This is a genomic window from Streptomyces sparsogenes, assembly GCF_001704635.1.
GTDB lineage: Bacteria > Actinomycetota > Actinomycetes > Streptomycetales > Streptomycetaceae > Streptomyces > Streptomyces sparsogenes.
Map to the genome: position 1 here is coordinate 60221 of NZ_MAXF01000031.1, position 18031 is coordinate 78251.

The following is an 18031-nucleotide window of genomic DNA, read 5'->3' on the forward strand; positions in this document are numbered from 1 at the left end:
CGGAAGATACCGCACCCCCCATCGTCACGTACCGGTTTTACCTCATTCCCCTCCGTAGTCTCCTCCACCGGTAAGTGTAGAAACATGAGCAGATGGCCTCGGGACTCACATCACGCCGCCGCCTACGTCACCCCCGCCGGAGCCGACTGGCTGGCCTCGGCCAGTGCCTGCCCGCGTAGCGTGCACGCGCTGTGGGCCCAGTCGCCCTCCGTGCCGGTCACCCTGCCGTGCGGCACCGCCTTCGACGTGGTCAGCATGGACGCGCTCTTCGGCCGCCGGGTGGTGAGCCGGTTATGGACCGACGGGCCGGGCACCGGCCCGGTGGCGACGCAGCGCGACCGCGTCATGCTGTTCGCCGCTCCGGGCGCGGCCCGGCGGCTCGGCGCGCTGCTCGGCTGGGAGGAGTGGGCGGCGACCGCGCCGCCGCTGCTCTGCTACGGCTGGGGCGACGCGGTGACCGTCCCGCCCCCGTATCCGCAGGAGACGCCCGCCCCCGCGAGCACCGGCCGGTGGCTGGTCGCCCCGGACGTACGGCGGCCCTGGCTGCCCGGCCCCGAGGCGCTGCTGTGGGCGTGTGTCCGGGCGGCCCGCGCGGCCTCCCAGCTCCTCGGCCGCACGCCTGTGACCAGCGCACCCGCCGTTTTTCCGGGCTGAGGGATACGGATTTTCACTCCGCCGGATCCGGGTGCTAAGGTCTTCTACGTCAGCAGGCGCCGCTAGCTCAGTTGGTTAGAGCAGCTGACTCTTAATCAGCGGGTCCGGGGTTCGAGTCCCTGGCGGCGCACCGACAGTGGAAGGCCCCCTCGTCACGGCGAGGGGGCCTTTCGCGTGGCGGCGACCGCCACGGCCGAGGGGAAGGGGAGACGCGCGATGCCGACGGGAGTAGCCCTCCGCGACGCCCGCGAGCAGCTGTTCGACGCCGCGGAGCGGGTCCTGCTCCGGGACGGGCCGAGCGCGCTGACCAGCCGGGCGGTGACCACCGAGGCGGGCTGTGCCAAGGGGGTCCTGCACCGCCACTTCGCCGATTTCGACGCCTTCCTCGCCGAGCTGGTGCTGGACCGGATCGCCCGGATCGACGACCAGGCCGCCGCGCTGCGCGAGGCCGCCGGGACCGGCACCGTCGCCGACAACCTCACCGGCGCGCTGAGCGACCTCTTCGAATCGGTCGCCGTGGCGATCGTCAGCCTGATCACGTTCCGGGACGACCTGCGCGCCCGGCTGCGGCAGGACAGGCCGACCGGCGTCCCGCTGCTGGCCGAGGCCACGGCGATGATCGCCGCCTATCTGACCGCCGAGCGCGACCTGGGCCGCGTCGCGGCCGACGCGGACGTCGACACGCTCGCCCCCACCCTGATCGGCGCCGGGCACCTGCTGTTCGCCGACCGGCACGGCGCCCCGCCCGGGGCCGGGGCCGTCCGCAAGGTCGTCACCACGGTCGTCGGCGGCGTCCTGCGGGAACCGCCGTCGGCGTGAGGCGGCCCTACGAGGCGCCTGCCGGCGTGCGCTCCGCCGCCTCCCGGATCTCGTCCAGGAGCTGCGCCTGACGCAGCACGACGGCCGGGCCGGCCACCGCGTCCTCCCCCTCCGGCGTGTCCTCCCCCTCCGGCGCGTCCCCGCCGTCCCTTACTGCCGTGACCGCCGTGACCGCCGTGACGGCCCGGGCGAAGGCGGCCAGGGTGTTCGTCACCTGGTCGTCGCGCTCCACCGGCAGCTCCTCCTCGCGGTCGGCGCGCCGCAGGCGGATCCGGGGGCGGAAGTCGGCGGGCGGGGTGTAGGCCCGCTCGACGGTCAGCCGCCCCTCGGTGCCCCACAGCTCGTACATGGCCACGTACGGGTGGTCGAGCCCGAAGGTCAGCTGGGCGGTGACCCCCTGGGGTGTGCACAGCACGGCGGCGCCGGAGGTGTCCACCCGCCGCCCGGCGCCGTGGCTGAGCACCGCGCCCGCGACCCGCAGGCCCGGGCCCAGGAAGTGCAGCGCCGCGCGCACCGGATACACGCCGACGTCCCACAGCGCGCCGCCGCCGAGAGCCGGGTCGTAGCGGATGTCCGAGTCGTCGAGCCGGGGGATGGCGAACGCGGCGTGCAGGGCGCGCGGTTCGCCGATCGCGCCCTCGGCGAGCGCCGCGCGCACCGCCTCGTGCTGGCGGTGGTGGACGAACATCACGTTCTCCCGCAGCACCAGACCGCGCTCGCGGGCGAGGGTCAGCAGTTCGGCGGTGCGCGCCCGGTCGGTGGTGAGCGGCTTCTCCGCCAGCACGTGCTTGCCCGCGCGCAGCGCCGCCTCCACCCACCGCGCGTGCAGGGCGGCGGGCAGCGGTACGTACACCGCCTCCACCTCCTCAAGCGCCAGCAGCTCCGCGTATCCGGTCACCGGTCGGCAGCCGTACTGCCGCGCCGTCTCCACGGCCCTGGCCCCGTCCCGGCTGGCGACCGCCACCAGCTCGGTGCCGGGCGCGGCCGAGATGGCCGGCAGCATCCGGCGCCGCGCGAAGGCGGAGCAGCCCAACACACCTATGCGCAGTTCCGCGTCGCTCATCGGCCGTCCTCTCCCATCGCCGCCAGACAGGCCAGCAGCGTACGCGCCTGGACGTTGACGTAGTGGCCGTGCCGGACCAGAGAGCGCAACTGGGCCGGGGTGACCCAGCGGTAGCCCGGCGGCGGGTCCAGCGGGGCCCGGTCGGTCTCCACGACCAGGGTGCGGCTCTCCGCGTTCAGGAACCGCCCGCCCTCCTCCGAGTGCACCGCCTCGTAGCGCACCCGGCCGCCCGCGTCCTGGACGAGGTCGAGGAAGGGCGGTCGGTGCTCGGGCGGCAGCCGGTCCCAGTTGCCTGGGGTGCACTGGACGGTGGGCCCCAGCTCGACCGTGTCCAGGAAGCCGCCCTCGACGCGCGCGTGCGCGAGCACATGCAGGACGCCGCCGAACCGCCGCGCCACGAAGGCGGTGATCCCGGTCCCCACCGGCTCGAACAGCGGCTGGGTCCAGCTGCTCACCTCCCGGCTGTCCGCCCGCACCGACACCGCCACGACCTTGAAGTACCTGCCGTCCTCGTGGTCGATGGACATGTCGCCGCGCCGCCAGCCGGGCACGGAGGCGAGCGGGACGCGCTCGGTGCGCAGCGCGCGCCGCGAGCGCTCGCCGGTGAACCAGGACCGCAGCTCGGCGTCGGTATGCAGCGCCGAGGTGCCGGGATCGTGGTCCGGCACACAGGACAGCACCGTGCGCGCGTCCATGTTGACGACCAGGTCCCGGTGGAGCAGCGCGTTGATCTGACCGAGGGTCAGCCAGCAGAAGTCGTCCTCCAGCGGGACCTCGTCCAGCGCCTCCACGAGCATGTTGCGGTTGCTCTTGCGGTAGAACCACGAGCCGTGTTCCGACTGGAGGGTGTCGGCGACGACCCGGCCGCGCCCGGGCCGGACGAAGTAGTCCAGGTACTTCACGTCCTGGCCGTTGTGCACCTTGGTGTAGTTGCTCCGGGTCGCCTGCACGGTGGGCGACAGCTGGAGCAGATTGGGGTTGCCCGGCTCCATCTTGGCCTGCATCAGGAAGTGCAGGACCCCGTCGAACTCCTTGGCCAGGATGCCGAGGATGCCCACCTCGGGCTGGACGATGATCGGCTGCCGCCAGCGGGGGTACGGGCCCTCGTCGGTGGCCGCCGACAGCCCCTCGACCGTGAAGAAACGCCCGCTGCGGTGCGTCAGATCGCCGGTGTCCTCCTGGAACGACCAGCCGTCGAGACCGGCGAACGGGATGCGGTCCACGGCGAAGTGGTGGGCCCGCCCGCGGGCGGCGAGCCAGCGGCCGAAGTCCTCGGTCCGCAGGTGGGCGCCGTGGCTCTCGGCGGCCGACCGGGCCAGCCGGGCAGTCAGGCCCGGGTCCTCGCGGGGCCGCGGTACGGGGCGGGTCGGCAGGCCGGTGGTCAGCACGGGGCGGCTCCTCGGTACGGGGAGGGGGCGGGCGGTGTGGCCGGGCGCGGTGGTGTGGCCGGTGGCGGTGGTGTGGCCGGTGGCGGGTCGGCCCGGCCCGGGTGGTCCGGGTTGGTCAGCCGGGCCACCGTCTCCTCCGGCCCCGGCAGCGCGAGGATCTCGGCGCGCAGTCCGCGGGCGGCGGCGGTGTACGACGGCCGCTCCAGCAGCTCCGACAGCGCGGCCAGGACGTGGGCGGCCGAGGTGTCCGCCGTCAGGAGGCGCCCGGCGCCCGCGAGGGCCAGCCGCGCCCCGTTGAGCTGCTGTTCCGGGCGCGGCGCTACGACGAGCTGGGGCACCCCCGCCGCGGCGGCGGCCACCACGGCCGCACCGCCGCCCTGGTGGACCACGGCCCGGCAGCCCTCCGGGGGCCGGAGCTGCGGCCACGCGGCGCCCGGCCCCGCCACCACCTGTACGCCCTGGGCCTCGACCTGGCGCAGCGCGGCCCGTACGGCCTCCGGCGGGCCGTCGGCGTCGTCCCACGCCAGGCGGATCCGCGACACGGCACCGGGCGACTCGCCGTCCCGGCGGGCGGGGGCGGTTCTCTCGGGGGCGGCGGCGAAGCGGACCGGGGTGCGGCGCACCGGCGCGGGCAGGGCCAGACTGGGCGGGCAGGGGTCGAGCCACAGGTCCGGCTCCCGCGCCGGATCCACGCCGTAGCGCCGCATCAGTCGGGCGTAGCCGGGCAGCGGGGGGCCGTGGAGGTCCTGCCGGTCCAGCCGGAGCACGGCCGCGCTCCCCCACATCTGGCCGACCGCGGGCACCCCGAGCACCGCCGCCGCCACCGTGCCCGCGTACGCGCTCGCGTCGTGCACCACCAGTGCGGGCCGCCAGCAGCGGGCGAAGGCCACCAGGCCCTGGACCATCGCCTCGGCGATCCGCACCTGTTTGTCGCCGAGCGCGCGGAGCAGGCCGCGCTGCTCCGCGCCGAGCTCGGCGGGGCGCAGCGGCCAGTCGGCGGGCCACCGTCCGCGCAGCCGGGGCGCCGCGCCGGCGGCCCCGGCCGCCTTGGGCAGGGTGCCGACCGGGACGGGCACCAGACCGGTGCGGGCCACGGCCGCCGCACAGCCGGACGGCACCGCGACCCGCACCTGGTGGCCGGCCTCCTCGAACGCCCGCGCGAGCGGCACCATCGGGGTGAGATGCCCACCCGAGGACCAGGTGGTGAACAGAACACGCAACGGGACTCCTCCGGAGATGCGAGAGCCGGAAGTTCAGGAACGGCCGGGAGTTTCGGGAGCCGGACGTGCGAGGACAGCCGGACGTACGAGAGCCGGAAGCGAGAGCCGGGGGCGCGGGAGGAGGAGCGCATCGTGGCTCACCGCCCGCCGGACACCGTCAGCACCTCGCCGGTGATGTTGCCGTTGGCGGCCGAGCACAGGAACAGCAGCGCGCGGGCGATGTCCTGGGGTGTGCTCAGCCGCCCGGTGGGCGTGGCGGCCAGCTCCCGCTCCCGGACCTCGCCCGGCAGCCCGGCGATCACCCGGTCCGTCGTGGTCAGGCCCGGGCACACCACGTTGACCAGCACCCCGTCGCCGCCCAGGTCCCACATCAGGCTCCGGGCCAGGCCGTGCAGCCCGGCCTTCGCGGCGCCGTAGAACTCCTGGCCGCGGGCGCCGGCCAGCGCGTTGTGCGAGGAGACCAGGGCGATCCGGCCCCAGCCGCGCTCGCGCATCCCCGCGACCGCGCACTGGACCGTGCGGATCGCGGGGGCGAGGTTGTCCGAGACGACCGGCAGCCACTCCTCTTCCCGTACGTCCTCGAACCGCTCGCGCGGCCCCCGTCGCGACCCCCACCGCCACGCGTTCGCCACCAGCACGTCCAGCGCGCCCCAGCGCCGCTCCACCGCGGCCACCACCCAGCGGGGCGAGGCTGGGTCGTCCAGCGCGTACGGCACGGCGAAGGCGCGCTCCTCGCCGGCCTCCCCGGCCAGCTCGGCGGCGAACTCCTCGGCCGTCTCGCGCCGGTGGCGGTAGGCCACCGCCACCCGCGCGCCCTGCCCGGCGAAGGCGCGCGCCGCGGCCCGCCCGATGCCGCCGGTGGCGCCGGTGACCAGGACCGTACGTCCCTCAAGGCCGAGGTCCATCACGCGCGGGCCGCCACGAACTCGGTGATGCTCGCGATGACGTAGTCCAGCATCTCCTCGGTCAGGCCGGGATAGACGCCGACCCAGAAGGTCCGCTCGGTGATCAGGTCGCTGTTGGTGAGGTCCCCGGAGACCCGGTGGGGCAGCCCGGTGTAGGCCGGGTGGCGGGTGAGGTTGCCCGCGAACAGCAGACGGGTGCCGATCCGCCGGGACTCCAGGAAGTCCACCAGCTCGGCGCGGCCGAACGGGGCGCCCGGCGCCACCGTGATCACGAACCCGAACCAGCTGGGGTCGCCGCGCGGGGTGGCCTCGGGCAGCAGCAGGTGCGGCACGCCGTCCAGGCCCTCGCGCAGCCGCCGCCAGTTGCGGCGGCGCGCCGCGCCGAAGGCGTCGAGCTTGGCCAGCTGGGTCAGCCCGAGCGCCGCCTGGAGGTCGGTGGCCTTCAGGTTGTAACCGACGTGGGAGAAGATGTACTTGTGGTCGTAGCCGGCGGGCAGCGTCCCCATCTGGTAGTCGAAGCGCTTGAGGCACTTGTTGCTCTCGCCCGGCTCGCACCAGCAGTCCCGGCCCCAGTCGCGCAGCGACTCCACGATCCGCGCCAGCGCCAGGTTGGAGGTCAGCACACAGCCGCCCTCCCCCATCGTGATGTGGTGCGCGGGGTAGAAGCTCACGGTGGTCAGGTCGCCGAAGGTGCCGGTGAGCCGGCCGTCGTAGCGGGAGCCCACCGCGTCGCAGTTGTCCTCGAGGAGGAACAGCTCGTGCCGCTCGGCGAGTTCCGCCAGCTCCGTGGCAGGGAACGGATTGCCGAGCGCGTGCGCCAGGGCGATGGCGCGGGTGCGCGGGCCGATGGCGTCCGCGACCCGCTCCACGGTGGTGTTGTACGTGCGCAGGTCCACGTCGACGAAGACCGGCACCAGCCCGTTCTGCAGGATCGGGTTGACGGTGGTGGGGAAGCCGGCCGCGACGGTGATCACCTCGTCGCCGGGCCGCAGCCGCCGGTCCTCCAGGTGGGGTGAGGTCAGCGCGGCCACGGCCAGCAGGTTCGCCGAGGAGCCGGAGTTCGTCAGATGCGCCTTGCGCAGCCCCAGTTCGCGGGCGAAGGCCGACTCGAACCTGCGGGAGCTGCGCCCAGCCGCGATCCGCATCTCCAGGGCGGCCTCCACCAGCGCCACCCGGTCGTCCTCGTCCAGCACCGCGCCGGACGGCCAGATCTCGGTGACTCCGGGGACGAACGCCCGGCCGGGCTCGCGCTCCAGCTCCCGCTCCTGGTGGTATTTGCGGACCTCATCGAGAACAAGCGCCCTGTGGTCGCTCATCGCCACGTCCTTCCTGCCCGTCACCGCTCCGCCCGGCCCTTCCCTCCGGACCGGACCCTGCCGCCGCCGGCTCGAACCGTCCTCGACACCCGGTCGGGCGGCAGCCCCGCGGCGACCAGCTGGTCCCGCAGCGACCGGTCGGCGCGGTAGCGCGGGCGCCAGCCCAGCAGCCGCCGCGCCGCGGAGATGTCCATCAGCTGCCAGTCGGGGCCGCCCGGAGCCCCCGGAAGGCTCTCCGGGCGGTTCTCCGGGCGGCTCTCCGGGCGGGCGCGGTCCTCCTCCACCAGCGGGACGTCGAGCCCGCTGAGCGCGATCATCCGCTCGACGAGTTCGCGCACCGGCGCCGCCCGCCCCGAGCCGATGTTGACGATCCAGCCGCCGGTCACCGACGGCCGCGGCGCGGTGGCCGCCGCCAGCACGGCCTGACCGACGTCCCGGATGTCCACGAAGTCCCGCCGCGCGTCGAGGGGGGCCAGCCGCAGGGCGGCCTCCCCGGACCCGCCGCGCGCCGCCTCGGCCAGGTGGCGGGCGACCCGGCCGAGCAGGCTGGCGCTGGACGCGCCGGGCCCGTGGACGTTGGCGATCCGCAGCACCGTGCCGTCCACCGCGCCGGCCCGCGCCGCGCGCAGCACGGCCTCGGCGCCGAGCAGCTTGGTGCGCCCGTAGGCGGAGCGGGGGGCGCAGGGCAGACCCTCGGTGATCGCGGTGCCGGGCGCCGCCGGCCCGTACTCGTGGACCGTGCCGAGCTGGATCAGCCGCGGCCGCCGCTCCAGCACGGCGACGGCCTCCACCAGGCCGCGCACCAGCCCCGCGTTGGCCGCCGCGAGGTCCTCCTCGGCGCCGCCCCAGGCCAGACCGGCCGCGTTGACCACGACGTCCGCGCCCGCGCCGGCCAGCACCCCGGCCAGGCGCGCGGAGGGCCCGCGGGTCAGGTCCAGGCGGATGTGGCGGCCGCCGGGGACCTCGGCGGCCGGCGCCCGGGAGACGGTGAGCACCCGCGCGCCCTCGGCGTCGAAGACCTCGCCGACCCGGCGACCCAGCGAGCCGGTGCCCCCGAGTACGACGACCGACAGCCCGGCAGCCTGTGACGACCCCATCGGCGTCTCCTCACGGCATTTCGTCATCCGATCACGGCCCCGCCATCGTCCTCGCCGTGACTCGAGTCCTCCTCGACCCGCACCGCCTACCGTCCGGCGGCCATGGAGATCCATGAGACCGCCGTGCCCGACGCCTACCGTGTGGTGCCGCGCCACCACACCGACGCGCGCGGCAGCTTCTTCGAGTCGTACGCGTACGACGAGCTGGCCCGGCGGACGGGCCATGTGTTCGTCCCGCTCCAGGTCAACTACTCGGTGTCGGCGCGCAACACGCTGCGCGGGCTGCACGGGACGCGGCTGCCGCCCGGCCAGGCCAAGTTCGTGTCGTGTGTGCGCGGGGCGCTGCTCGACGTGGTGGTGGACCTGCGGCTGGGGTCGCCGGCCTTCGGCGCGTACGCCACCCATCGGCTCGACGCGCGGGAGGGGACCGCGGTCTACGTCGCCGAGGGCCTCGGCCACGGGTTCGTGGCGCTCACCGACGACGCCTGTATCAGCTATCTGTGCTCGACGCGGTTCGTCCCCGGCACCCAGATCGACATCCAGCCGCTGGACCCCGCCCTCGGGCTGCCCTGGCACCTCGGGCTCACCGACGAGCCCCTGATCTCGGAGAAGGACGCCGGCGCCCCGTCCCTCGCCGAGGCCGCCGACCAGGGACTGCTGGCCACCTACGACGCCTGCCGCGAGCTCTACGAGCGGCAGCTGCGCGCCGCGGGCGCCACCGGGCCCGCCGCGCCCCGGTCGCCCGCCCCGCCCCTGGTGCCGGCCCCGCCCCCGTCGCCCGCCGTGCCGTCGGCGCAGGCCCTCGCGAAGGCGTCGAGGACCCGCCGGTAGTAGCCGGGGCCGAAGCCCATCCGGGCCGTCTGCGGGACCAGGGCCCGCAGTTTCTCGGTGGAGATGACGTGCTGGGCCCCGGCCTCCCGGTACTCCCGCCGCGCCGTCAGACCCAGCCGCCGTTCCAGGTGGTCGACGATCCGCTCGACCGGAACCGCCTCCCCCGAGGCCACGTTGACCGTCTCGCCCCGCAGGTCCCGGGCCAGCAGCAGGTCGATGACGCGCACCACGTCCACCACGTCGATCAGGTCCCGCGCCGCGCCCCGGTGGATCCGGACCCGGCCCTCCCGCATCTGCCGCACCAGCGCGGGCAGCAGCTGGTGCGGCGGCTGCCCGGGGCCGACCAGATGGCCGAGGCGCAGCACCAGCCAGTCGGCGCCCGAGGCGTGCAACTGCCGCTCCAGGCCCAGCTTGTGCGCCCCGTACGGGGTGCAGGGCACGATCGTGCTGTCCTCCCGGCCGGGGCCGTCCACCGCGCCGTACATCCCGGTGGCGGCGGTGGAGAAGAACAGCAGCCGCCGCCCGGTGGCCCGGCAGTCCCGCGCCACCTCCCGCAGCAGCGCGGCCTCCCGGGCGAAGTCCGCGTCCGAGGTGCCGCTCGCCCAGGACACGCCGGCCGCGAGGACCACCGTGTCCGGGTGCTGATGGGCGATCGGCCGAAGGCTCCGGGCGAGGAAGCCGTTTCCCACAATCTCCATGCCACGTCCTGAGTGAGAGTCGGTGCGGTCGGTGGGTGGGTGGGGTCCGCTCAGCCGGGCACCGGCAGCGGGCCGGGGCTCGGGCTCACGGCCAGCTCTTCCAGGTGGGCCACCAGCTCCGAGGGGTGGGGGCCGCGGGCCATCTGGTCCTGGAGCCGCAGGGCCGCCGCCCGGTGGGAGGGGTCGCCCAGCAGCCGCCGGGCGGCCGCGCGGATCGCCGGGACGTCCGCCGTGGCGTTGGGCAGGGCGATGCCCGCGCCGGCGGCAGCGATCCGGGCGGCGATGGTCTCCTGGTCGAGCCCGCAGGGCAGCATCAGGTGCGGCACGCCGGCGGCGAGCCCGGTCATGGCGCAGCCCCCGCCGCCGTGGTGGACCACCAGGTCGCAGGAGGGCAGCAGCAGATGGAGCGGGGTGTGCTCGAGCAGCCGCACCCCGGGGGGAAGGGGGCCGAGCCGCGCCCGGTCGGCGCCGGTGACGGTGAGCAGCACCTCGGCGTCCAGCTCCGCGAGCGCCTCGACCACCTTGGGCACGGCGAACGACCCGGGCCCGAAGGTGACGCTCACCGAGGTGCCCCACACCACGCACACCCGGGGCCGCCCGGTTCGGCGCTCGCTCGCCTCGGGGAGCGTCAGCAGCCACGGGGGCATGGCCCCGGGCCCGTTGTAGGGCACGTGGCGCACGGGGAGCCGGCGGGCGACGGCCAGGGGCGGGGCGGCGCCGGCCGGGCAGGGGTCGATGGCGTACTCGTACGTCTCGCGCCGCAGCGCCCCGACCTCGTAGCGCTGGAAGGCGCGGCTGATGTCCAGCGGCACCAGGGGCACGCCGCGCACCCGGTCGTCGGGGCCGACCGGGCCCCACAGGTGGAGCAGCGCGGGCACCCCCAGCACCCGCCCCACCAGCGGCCCTTCCAGGCTCAGCAGGTCGTGGGCCACCAGGTGGGGGCGCCACCGGCGGCCGAAGTCCACCGCCGCGTCGGTGGAGCGGTGCGCCATGTCCACCAGCCGCTCGTGGTGGTCCCGCAGCCAGGCGCCGGGTTCGAACTCGTCCAGGGAGGCGACGGGCCGGCCGGTGACGGGGTGCGGGGGAAGCTCCCGGTAGGGCCAGCGCCCGCCCTGGGCGGCGGAGTAGTTGAGCAGCCGGGCCATGAAGGTCAGGTCGGGCGCGTCGAGGAGGGCGAGCGGGGTGAGCCCGGCCCGGCCGACCGGCTCCGCCTGGCTCGGCGCGCACACCACCCGCACCTCGTGTCCGGCGGCCTGGAGCGCCCAGCCCAGCGGCACCATGGAGAACCAGTGGCCGGGCCAGTTGGACACCACGAACAGCACGCGCAGGGGGGTGTGGGGGTGCCGCATCAGGAGTCGCCTCCCAGGACGTCGGGCCGGGCTGGGTGTTGTGGCCGCGTGGGCAGTTGCGGCCGCGCGGGCTGTTCGGGCCGGGCGGGCTGTTCGGGCCGGGCGGAAGCGGGGGTTCCGACGACGTGCAGCACCGGGCGCAGCCCCAGCGCGGCGAGGGCGTCGCGCGGGCGGTCGGCGGCGGTGCCGCGGGCCGCCGCGTAGCCGTCGGGGCGGATGAGCAGCCAGCCGCCGGGCTCGGTGCCCAGATCGGCCCGCAGCCGCCCGCCCGGGTCGGCCAGCGGCCCCGGCACCCCGGTCGCGGAGGTCGCGGGCACGACGGTGCGCACGCTCAGGTAGCCCCCGTACGCCTCGGCGAGCGCGCACAGCGACGGGTGCTGGTCGGGGGTGGCGAAGGCGAGCAGGGTCCAGCCGGGGCGGGCCAGTTCGGCGGTCAGCTCCCGCCAGCCGGGGCTGCCGGCCGCCCGGCGCGGCCCGACGGTGGCCACGCGCGTGCCCGCCGTCTCCCCGAGGACCGCGGGCCCGGTCCGGTAGGTCAGGTCGAGCGCGGTCATCCCGCCCATGATCCGCCGCTGGAGACGGGCCTTGACCGGCGGCACCGCGCCGACCAGGCCGAAGGCCGCGCGCAGCAGCGCGGCGGCGGTACGGCTCCTGAGCTGCACCAGCGCGGTGGCCAGCCGGGTGGAGCGCAGCAGCCGCTCGCCGACCGGCACCCGCTCGGCGCCGTAGGAGTCCAGCAGCCGGGGGCCGGCCTCGCCGCGGATGACGGCGGCGAGTTTCCAGGCGAGGTTGACCGCGTCCTGGACGCCGGTGTTCATGCCCTGTCCGGAGGCGGGGCTGTGCACATGGGCCGCGTCGCCCGCGACGAACACCCGGCCCGCGCCCATGCGCGGCACCATGCGCTGCTGGATGGCGAACACCGACACCCAGGTGGGGGTGTGCACCCGCGCGGCGCGGCCGGTGCCCGCCCGGATCTTGGCGGCGAACCGGCGCGCCACCGCCGCGTCCTCGGCCTCGCCACCGCCGTAGTCGACGTCGGTGGTGTCCAGCAGCCGCCACTTGCCGGGCTCGGGGAAGGGCACCATCATCACGGTCCCGGCCCGGGTGCGCATCCAGTGGATGCTGTCGCGCGGCAGGTCGCAGTCGACCACGGCGTCGGCGATCAGCCAGGTCTCGCTGGAGTCGCCGATCAGGGGCAGGCCGAGCCCCTTGCGCACCGTGCTGTGTCCCCCGTCGCAGCCCACCAGCCATCCGGCGCGCGTCTCGGCCACGCCGCCGTCGGCGTGGTCCAGCCGGGCGCGGACGGCGGTGCCCAGGTCCTCGAACCCGGTCAGCCGCACGCCCCACTCCACCTCGACGCCGTGCCGGGCGCAGGCCCGGCGCAGCACCTCCTCGGTGATCACCTGGTCGACCATGAGGGTGAAGGGGAAGCGGGTGGGCAGCCGGCTGTAGTCGGTGTCGAGCCGGATGAGGCGGCGGCCGTTCTGGTGGAGGGTGAAGTGCTCGACCCGCTGTCCCCTGGCGAGCAGTTCGGCGGCCACGCCCATCTGGTCGTACGTCTCCAGGGTGCGCGCGTGGGTGGCCAGGGCGCGGCTGGTGGCGGCCGGGCCGGGGGCGGCGTCGATCAGGCGCACCCGCACCCCGTGCCGGGCCAGTTCATGGGCCGTGGTGAGCCCCACGGGCCCGGCGCCGACCACCAGCACCTGGGTGTCGAAGTGGTCCCGCGGGTGGCCGGCCTCCCGGGGCCGCGGGGCGTCCGCGGGGCGGTGCTGCCGCACGGGGCTCATCCGCGCGTCGCCCCCTTCGGGTACTTGGCGGCCTTCCACCAGCCGGGGTTGTCGCGGTACCAGGCGACGGTGGCGGCCAGGCCGGTCTCGAAGGGCACGCGCGGCGCGTAGCCCAGCTCCTCGCGGATCTTCGTCTCGTCGAGGGAGTAGCGCAGGTCGTGTCCCTTGCGGTCCGGGACGTGGCGCACCATGCGCGGCTCGGCGCCGCACAGCTCCAGCAGCCGCCGGGTCAGGGCGGCGTTGGTGTACTCGTTTCCCCCGCCCACGTTGTAGACCTCGCCCGCCCGGCCGCGGGTGAGCACGAGGTGGATGGCGCGGCAGTGGTCCTCGACGTGCAGCCACTCGCGCATGTGGGAGCCGTCGCCGTAGAGCGGGACCCGCTTGCCCTCCAGCAGGTTGGTGACGAACAGCGGGATGAGCTTCTCGGGGTGCTGGTACGGGCCGTAGTTGTTGGAGCACCTGGTGATCGACACGTTGAGGCCGTGGGTGCGCCAGCAGGCGCGGGCGATCAGGTCGGAGGCCGCCTTGGACGCCGCGTAGGGGGTGTTGGGGGCGAGCGGCCACTCCTCGGTCCACGATCCGTGTTCGATGGAGCCGTAGACCTCGTCGGTGGACACGTGGACGACGCGGGGCACGCGGGCGCGCAGACAGGCGTCGAGGAGGATCTGGGTGCCGCACGCGTTGGTGGTCACGAAGTCGGCGGCGGCCTCCAGGGAGCGGTCGACGTGCGACTCTGCGGCGAAGTGCACCACCGCGTCGTGCCCGGGCAGCAGGTCGCCGAGCAGCGCGGCGTCGCAGATGTCGCCGCGTACGAAGGTCAGGCGCGGGTCGGCCGCCGGGAGGCTGTCCCGGTGTCCGGCGTAGGTCAGCTTGTCCAGGACGGTGACCCGGGCGCCCTCGCAGCCGGGGTAACCGTCGGCGAGCAGGGTGCGCACATAGGTGGAGCCGATGAAGCCTGCGCCGCCGGTGACCAGGATCCTCACGCGGCCACCTCGATACGGGTGTGGTCGCCGACGACGAGCCGGTGGCGGCCGGTGGCGGGGAGGTGGGGGGTGGACGCGGCGGGGGGCGGGGGGAAGGTCCCGATGGCGGCGGAGCGGCCGATGACCGAGCCGTAGAGTCCGCGCACCCGGCACAGGGAGGCGCCGTCCAGCACGATCGAGTCGTCCAGCCGGGTGTCGCGCAGCACGCAGTCGCCGCCGACCGAGGTGTACGGGCCCACGTGGCTGTCCTCCACCAGCGTGCCCGCGCCGATGACGGCCGGCCCCTCGATCCGGGAGCGCACCACCCGGGCGCCGGGCTCGACCACGACCGGGCCGGTGATCTCGCTGGCCTCGTCCACGTCCGCGGCGACCGAGCGGGTGAGGGCGCGCAGCACCTCGCGGTTGCAGTCCAGGACGTCCTCGACACGTCCGGTGTCCCTCCAGTAGCCCGCGTACTCGCCGGCCCGCACCGTCTCGCCCCGGTCCACCAGCCACTGGAGGGCGTCGGTGATCTCCAGCTCGCCGCGGGCGCTGGGGCTGATGGCGGCGACGGCCTCGTGGATGACGGGGGTGAGGAAATAGACGCCGATCAGCGCCAGGTCCGTACGCGGCCGGGCGGGCTTCTCGACCAGCCGCAGCACCGAGCCGTCCGCCGCCACCTCCGCGACCCCGAACTCCTGCGGGTCGGGGACCTTGTGCACCACCACCTGGGCGGCCGGCCGCCGGGCGCGGAACTCGGCCGCGAGGTCCGCCACCCCATCGGGGAGCATGTTGTCGCCGAGGTACATCACGAAGTCGTCGTCGCCCAGGAAGTCGCGGGCGATGGCGACGCAGTGGGCCAGCCCGAGCGGCTCGGCCTGCGGGATGTAGGTGATGCGCACGCCGAGGGCCGAACCGTCGCCCAGCGCCCCCGAGATCGCCCGGAGCTGGTTGCCGACGACGATGCCGACGTCCGTGACCCCGATGTCGCGGATCGCGGTCAGGACGTGTTCGAGGACCGGCTTGTTGGCGATGGGGATGAGCTGTTTGGGCATCGAGTAGCTGAACGGGCGCAGGCGGGTCCCCGACCCGCCGGACAGCACGAGAGCCTTCATGTAAGTCCTCCCTTAGCGGACAGCGGGAGCATGTGAGCGTCCGGTCGAGGACCCCTCGAAGACGGGTGAACCCGCCCCCGCGTGCCCGGGTGTGCCGGCGTGTCGCGCCGTGTACCGGGCTTCGAGGCCGACTTGAGCCGGCTTGCCGACCATCTCCCGGGTCCCGCACATCGTGTGCGGCGTCTCCGGAGAGAGGGTCCATGCGCTGGGAGAACATCCATATCGCCGCGGTCGGCACCTGGCTTCCCGAGCCGGTGGCCGTGGAGGCCGCCGTACGGTCGGGGGAGCTGACCCCCGAGCGGTGCGAGGTCTTCGGCTACCGGTCGGTGCTCGTCGCCCCCGAGGGGATCGCTCCGCCGGACATGGCCGTGCACGCCGCGGAGACCGCGCTCAAGCGCTCCGGCGTCGCGCCCGAGGAGTTCGGGCTGCTGCTGCACGGCAGCCTGTGGTTCCAGGGCCTGGACGTGTGGCCGGTCGGCTCGTACATCGCGCAGCGCACCGTGGGCCGTACGGTGCCCGCGCTGGACGTGCAGCAGCGCTGCAACATCGGGGTCGGCGGGATCGAGCTGGCCGCGAGCCATCTGGCCGCCGGGGCGCGCGGCTCCGCGGTGATGCTGACCACCGCGGACCGCTGGGACGGCCCGGGGGTCAACCGGTGGTCCCTGCACGAGGACCACGTGTACGGGGACGGCGCCACCGCCATGGTCCTGTCCCGCCACGGCGGGTTCGCCCGGCTGCTGTCCACGGCCACCGTGGCCGACAACTCGCTGGAGGCGATGGCGCGCGGCGACGAGCCGTTCCACCCGGTGTCCCCGGCCGCCCACACCCCGCTCGACCTGACCCGCAGGTCCCGCCAGTACAAGGCCGAGCACGACGAGGACGAGGCCGCGCTGCGGCACGCCCGGGTGATGCTGCAGGCCAAGGTCAAGGCGCTGGCCGCCGCCCGGATGCCCTCCTCGCGGCTGGCGCGGGTGGTGATCCCGGCGACCGGGCGGCGCAAGGGCGACTACCAGCTGCACCACCTGCTCGGCGTGGAGGAGCGGCAGACCACCTGGGCGTACGGGCGCACCACGGGCCACATCGGCGGCGGGGACCTGGCGGCCGGCCTCGCGCACCTGGTGGAGACCGACGGCGTCCGGCCCGGCGACCGGGTGCTGCTGTTCGGCGGCGGGTCGGGGTTCACCTGCACCACCGCCGTGCTGGAGATCACCGAGGTCCCGCGGTGGACCTGACCGCCGCCGCCCGCCCTCCGGCGGCCGCGCCCGGCCCGCCCGGCACCCTCGGCGCCCTGCTGGAGCGGGCCGCCGCCGCCCGCCCGGACGCGCGGGCGGTGCGGGACCGCGCGGGCGCGTGGACCTACCGCCGGCTCGACGGACACGCGCGGGCGTTCGCGGCCTGGCTGGCGGAGCGGGGCGTACGGCGCGGCGAGCGGGTGCTGGCCCGGGTCGGCAACCGGCGGGAGTTCGCCGCCATGCTGTTCGGCACGGCGCGCCACGGGGCGGTCTTCGTCCCGGTCAACCCGGCCATGCGGCCGTTCCATCTGACCCAGGTGGCGGCGGACTGCGACCCCGCGCTGGTCGTCGCCCGCGCCGACGACCCGGCGACGCTCGCGGCGCTCCGGGAGGCCACCGGCCGCCCCGTCCACGAACTGGACGCGGTGTGGCGACGGGTGGAAGGGCTGCGGCCTCCGCCGGACACCGCTGCCGTGCCGCCGCGGGTGTCCCCCGACGACCTGGCGCTGCTGCTCTACACCTCCGGGTCCACCGCCGCGCCCAAGGCCGTGATGTGCCCGCACTCCTCCGTCCTCTTCGCCGCGCGGGCCATCGCCTCCCGGCTCCGCTACCGCGCGGACGACGTCGTCCTCGCCGCCCTCCCGCTGTCCTTCGACTACGGGCTCTACCAGATCCTCCTGGCCGCGCTCGCGGGCGCCGAAGTGGTGCTGACCGAGCCGGACCGCCATGTCGGGCTGCACGCCGTCCTGCGCGAACACGGCGTCACCGTCGTCCCGGTGGTGCCCTCGCTCGCCGAGATGCTGCTGCGGCTGGCCGGGCGGGAGCGCTCCGCCGCCGCGCCGCCGCCCGTCCGGCTGTTCACCAACACCGGCGCGGCGCTCACCGCCCCGCTCGTGGCGGGCCTGCGGCGGGCGTTCCCGGGCGCGGCGGTGGCGCCGATGTTCGGCCTCACCGAGTGCAAGCGGATCACCGTGCTGAAGCCCGACGGCGACCTCGCCAAGCCGGGATCGGTGGGCACCGCCCTGCCGGGCACGCGCGTCGCGATCCTGGACGAGGCGGGGCGGCCGCTGCCCCCGGGGCACACCGGACAGATCGCGGTCCGCGGCCCGCACGTCATGCGGGGCTACTGGCGCGCGCCCGAGCTGACGGCGGCCAGGTTCCGCCCGGATCCGGCCACCGGCGAGGTGACCTTGCACACCGGCGACTTCGGCCACCTCGACGAGGACGGCCACCTGTACTTCCACGGGCGCCGCGACGACCTGTTCAAGCGCCGTGGCGTGCTGACCGGGGCGCTGGAGATCGAGGCGGCGGCCCTGGACATCGACGGCGTCACCGCGGCCGCCGTCCTCCCTCCCGGCCCGGACGCGGACCTGACGCTCTTCGCCGTCACCGAGCTGACGCCCGGGCGGGTGCTCGGCTCGCTCGGCGAGCGTCTCGAGGGGTCCAAGGTGCCGGCCGTCTGCCGGGTCGTCCCCGCGCTCCCGCTGACCCCCAACGGCAAGACCGACAAGCAGCGGCTGCGGCGGATGCTCGACACCCCCCAGCGGTAGGGGCTCGCCCCCCGCGGTAGAGACCCGCCCCCAGCGGTAGAGAGA

At 75.5% G+C, this 18031-nt stretch carries 15 protein-coding genes, 1 tRNA gene and 1 pseudogene; 6 read left to right on the plus strand and 11 right to left on the minus strand.

The window, feature by feature from the left end:
- Window positions 1-84: 84 nt before the first annotated feature.
- The 3 genes from BBH68_RS06685 (at window position 85) to BBH68_RS06695 (ending at window position 1473) form a co-directional block, all read left to right on the plus strand.
- Window positions 85-654 carry a bifunctional DNA primase/polymerase gene (locus BBH68_RS06685; protein WP_065959673.1) on the plus strand — a complete coding sequence of 190 codons (570 nt, stop codon included), beginning with the start codon at window positions 85-87 and terminating at the stop codon, window positions 652-654.
- A gap of 56 nt (window positions 655-710) precedes the next feature.
- Window positions 711-784, plus strand: a tRNA-Lys gene (locus tag BBH68_RS06690).
- An 86-nt stretch (window positions 785-870) separates the two neighbouring features.
- On the plus strand, window positions 871-1473 hold the full coding sequence (locus BBH68_RS06695; RefSeq protein WP_065959674.1) for a TetR/AcrR family transcriptional regulator: 603 nt from the start codon (window positions 871-873) through the stop codon (window positions 1471-1473).
- A 7-nt stretch (window positions 1474-1480) separates the two neighbouring features.
- Here BBH68_RS06695 and BBH68_RS06700 read toward each other — a convergent pair whose 3' ends face one another.
- The 6 genes from BBH68_RS06700 to BBH68_RS06725 all read right to left on the minus strand — a co-directional run bounded on the left by BBH68_RS06700 (window position 1481) and on the right by BBH68_RS06725 (window position 8462).
- Complete coding sequence (locus BBH68_RS06700) at window positions 1481-2536, minus strand: Gfo/Idh/MocA family protein (protein ID WP_065959676.1); 1056 nt, start codon at window positions 2534-2536, stop codon at window positions 1481-1483.
- Window positions 2533-3924 (minus strand): NDP-hexose 2,3-dehydratase family protein, encoded by a 1392-nt coding sequence (locus BBH68_RS06705; RefSeq protein WP_065959679.1) that lies wholly within the window; start codon window positions 3922-3924, stop codon window positions 2533-2535. Before BBH68_RS06705 ends, BBH68_RS06700 begins: the two co-directional genes overlap by 4 nt.
- Window positions 3918-5144 carry a nucleotide disphospho-sugar-binding domain-containing protein gene (locus tag BBH68_RS06710; RefSeq protein ID WP_245737922.1) on the minus strand — a complete coding sequence of 409 codons (1227 nt, stop codon included), beginning with the start codon at window positions 5142-5144 and terminating at the stop codon, window positions 3918-3920. Before BBH68_RS06710 ends, BBH68_RS06705 begins: the two co-directional genes overlap by 7 nt.
- Window positions 5145-5281: 137 nt before the next feature.
- Window positions 5282-6049, minus strand: coding sequence for an SDR family NAD(P)-dependent oxidoreductase (locus BBH68_RS06715; RefSeq protein WP_065959682.1), 768 nt, complete (start codon window positions 6047-6049; stop codon window positions 5282-5284).
- Complete coding sequence (gene rfbH, locus BBH68_RS06720) at window positions 6049-7365, minus strand: lipopolysaccharide biosynthesis protein RfbH (RefSeq protein WP_065959684.1); 1317 nt, start codon at window positions 7363-7365, stop codon at window positions 6049-6051. Before rfbH ends, BBH68_RS06715 begins: the two co-directional genes overlap by 1 nt.
- A 20-nt stretch (window positions 7366-7385) precedes the next feature.
- A complete protein-coding gene (locus BBH68_RS06725; RefSeq protein ID WP_065959688.1) occupies window positions 7386-8462 on the minus strand; it encodes an NAD-dependent epimerase/dehydratase family protein in 1077 nt (358 codons plus the stop codon).
- A gap of 102 nt (window positions 8463-8564) precedes the next feature.
- On the opposite strand from BBH68_RS06725, the pseudogene BBH68_RS06730 reads away from it, so the two are divergent.
- Window positions 8565-9089: pseudogene (locus BBH68_RS06730) on the plus strand (dTDP-4-dehydrorhamnose 3,5-epimerase family protein); the annotation flags it as partial.
- 59 nt (window positions 9090-9148) lie between these two features.
- Here BBH68_RS06730 and BBH68_RS06735 read toward each other — a convergent pair.
- From BBH68_RS06735 to BBH68_RS06755, 5 genes are read right to left on the minus strand one after another with little or no spacing between them, the layout of a single operon-like run.
- Complete coding sequence (locus BBH68_RS06735) at window positions 9149-9991, minus strand: NAD-dependent epimerase/dehydratase family protein (protein ID WP_342673118.1); 843 nt, start codon at window positions 9989-9991, stop codon at window positions 9149-9151.
- A gap of 50 nt (window positions 9992-10041) precedes the next feature.
- Entirely contained in the window at window positions 10042-11340 is a 1299-nt protein-coding gene (locus tag BBH68_RS06740) for a nucleotide disphospho-sugar-binding domain-containing protein (protein ID WP_245737923.1), read from the minus strand.
- Window positions 11340-13127, minus strand: a complete 1788-nt coding sequence (locus BBH68_RS06745; RefSeq protein ID WP_079150839.1) for an FAD-dependent oxidoreductase — start codon at window positions 13125-13127, stop codon at window positions 11340-11342. Before BBH68_RS06745 ends, BBH68_RS06740 begins: the two co-directional genes overlap by 1 nt.
- Window positions 13124-14110 carry a dTDP-glucose 4,6-dehydratase gene (gene rfbB, locus BBH68_RS06750; protein WP_065959691.1) on the minus strand — a complete coding sequence of 329 codons (987 nt, stop codon included), beginning with the start codon at window positions 14108-14110 and terminating at the stop codon, window positions 13124-13126. Before rfbB ends, BBH68_RS06745 begins: the two co-directional genes overlap by 4 nt.
- On the minus strand, window positions 14107-15204 hold the full coding sequence (locus BBH68_RS06755) for a glucose-1-phosphate thymidylyltransferase (RefSeq protein WP_065959695.1): 1098 nt from the start codon (window positions 15202-15204) through the stop codon (window positions 14107-14109). The genes rfbB and BBH68_RS06755 overlap by 4 nt, the downstream gene beginning before the upstream one ends.
- A gap of 200 nt (window positions 15205-15404) precedes the next feature.
- On the opposite strand from BBH68_RS06755, the gene BBH68_RS06760 reads away from it, so the two are divergent.
- A complete protein-coding gene (locus BBH68_RS06760; RefSeq protein ID WP_065959698.1) occupies window positions 15405-16436 on the plus strand; it encodes a ketoacyl-ACP synthase III family protein in 1032 nt (343 codons plus the stop codon).
- Window positions 16433-17986: a class I adenylate-forming enzyme family protein gene (locus BBH68_RS06765; RefSeq protein WP_425428781.1), complete on the plus strand. Its 1554-nt coding sequence runs from the start codon at window positions 16433-16435 to the stop codon at window positions 17984-17986. The genes BBH68_RS06760 and BBH68_RS06765 overlap by 4 nt, the downstream gene beginning before the upstream one ends.
- Window positions 17987-18031 lie beyond the last annotated feature (45 nt).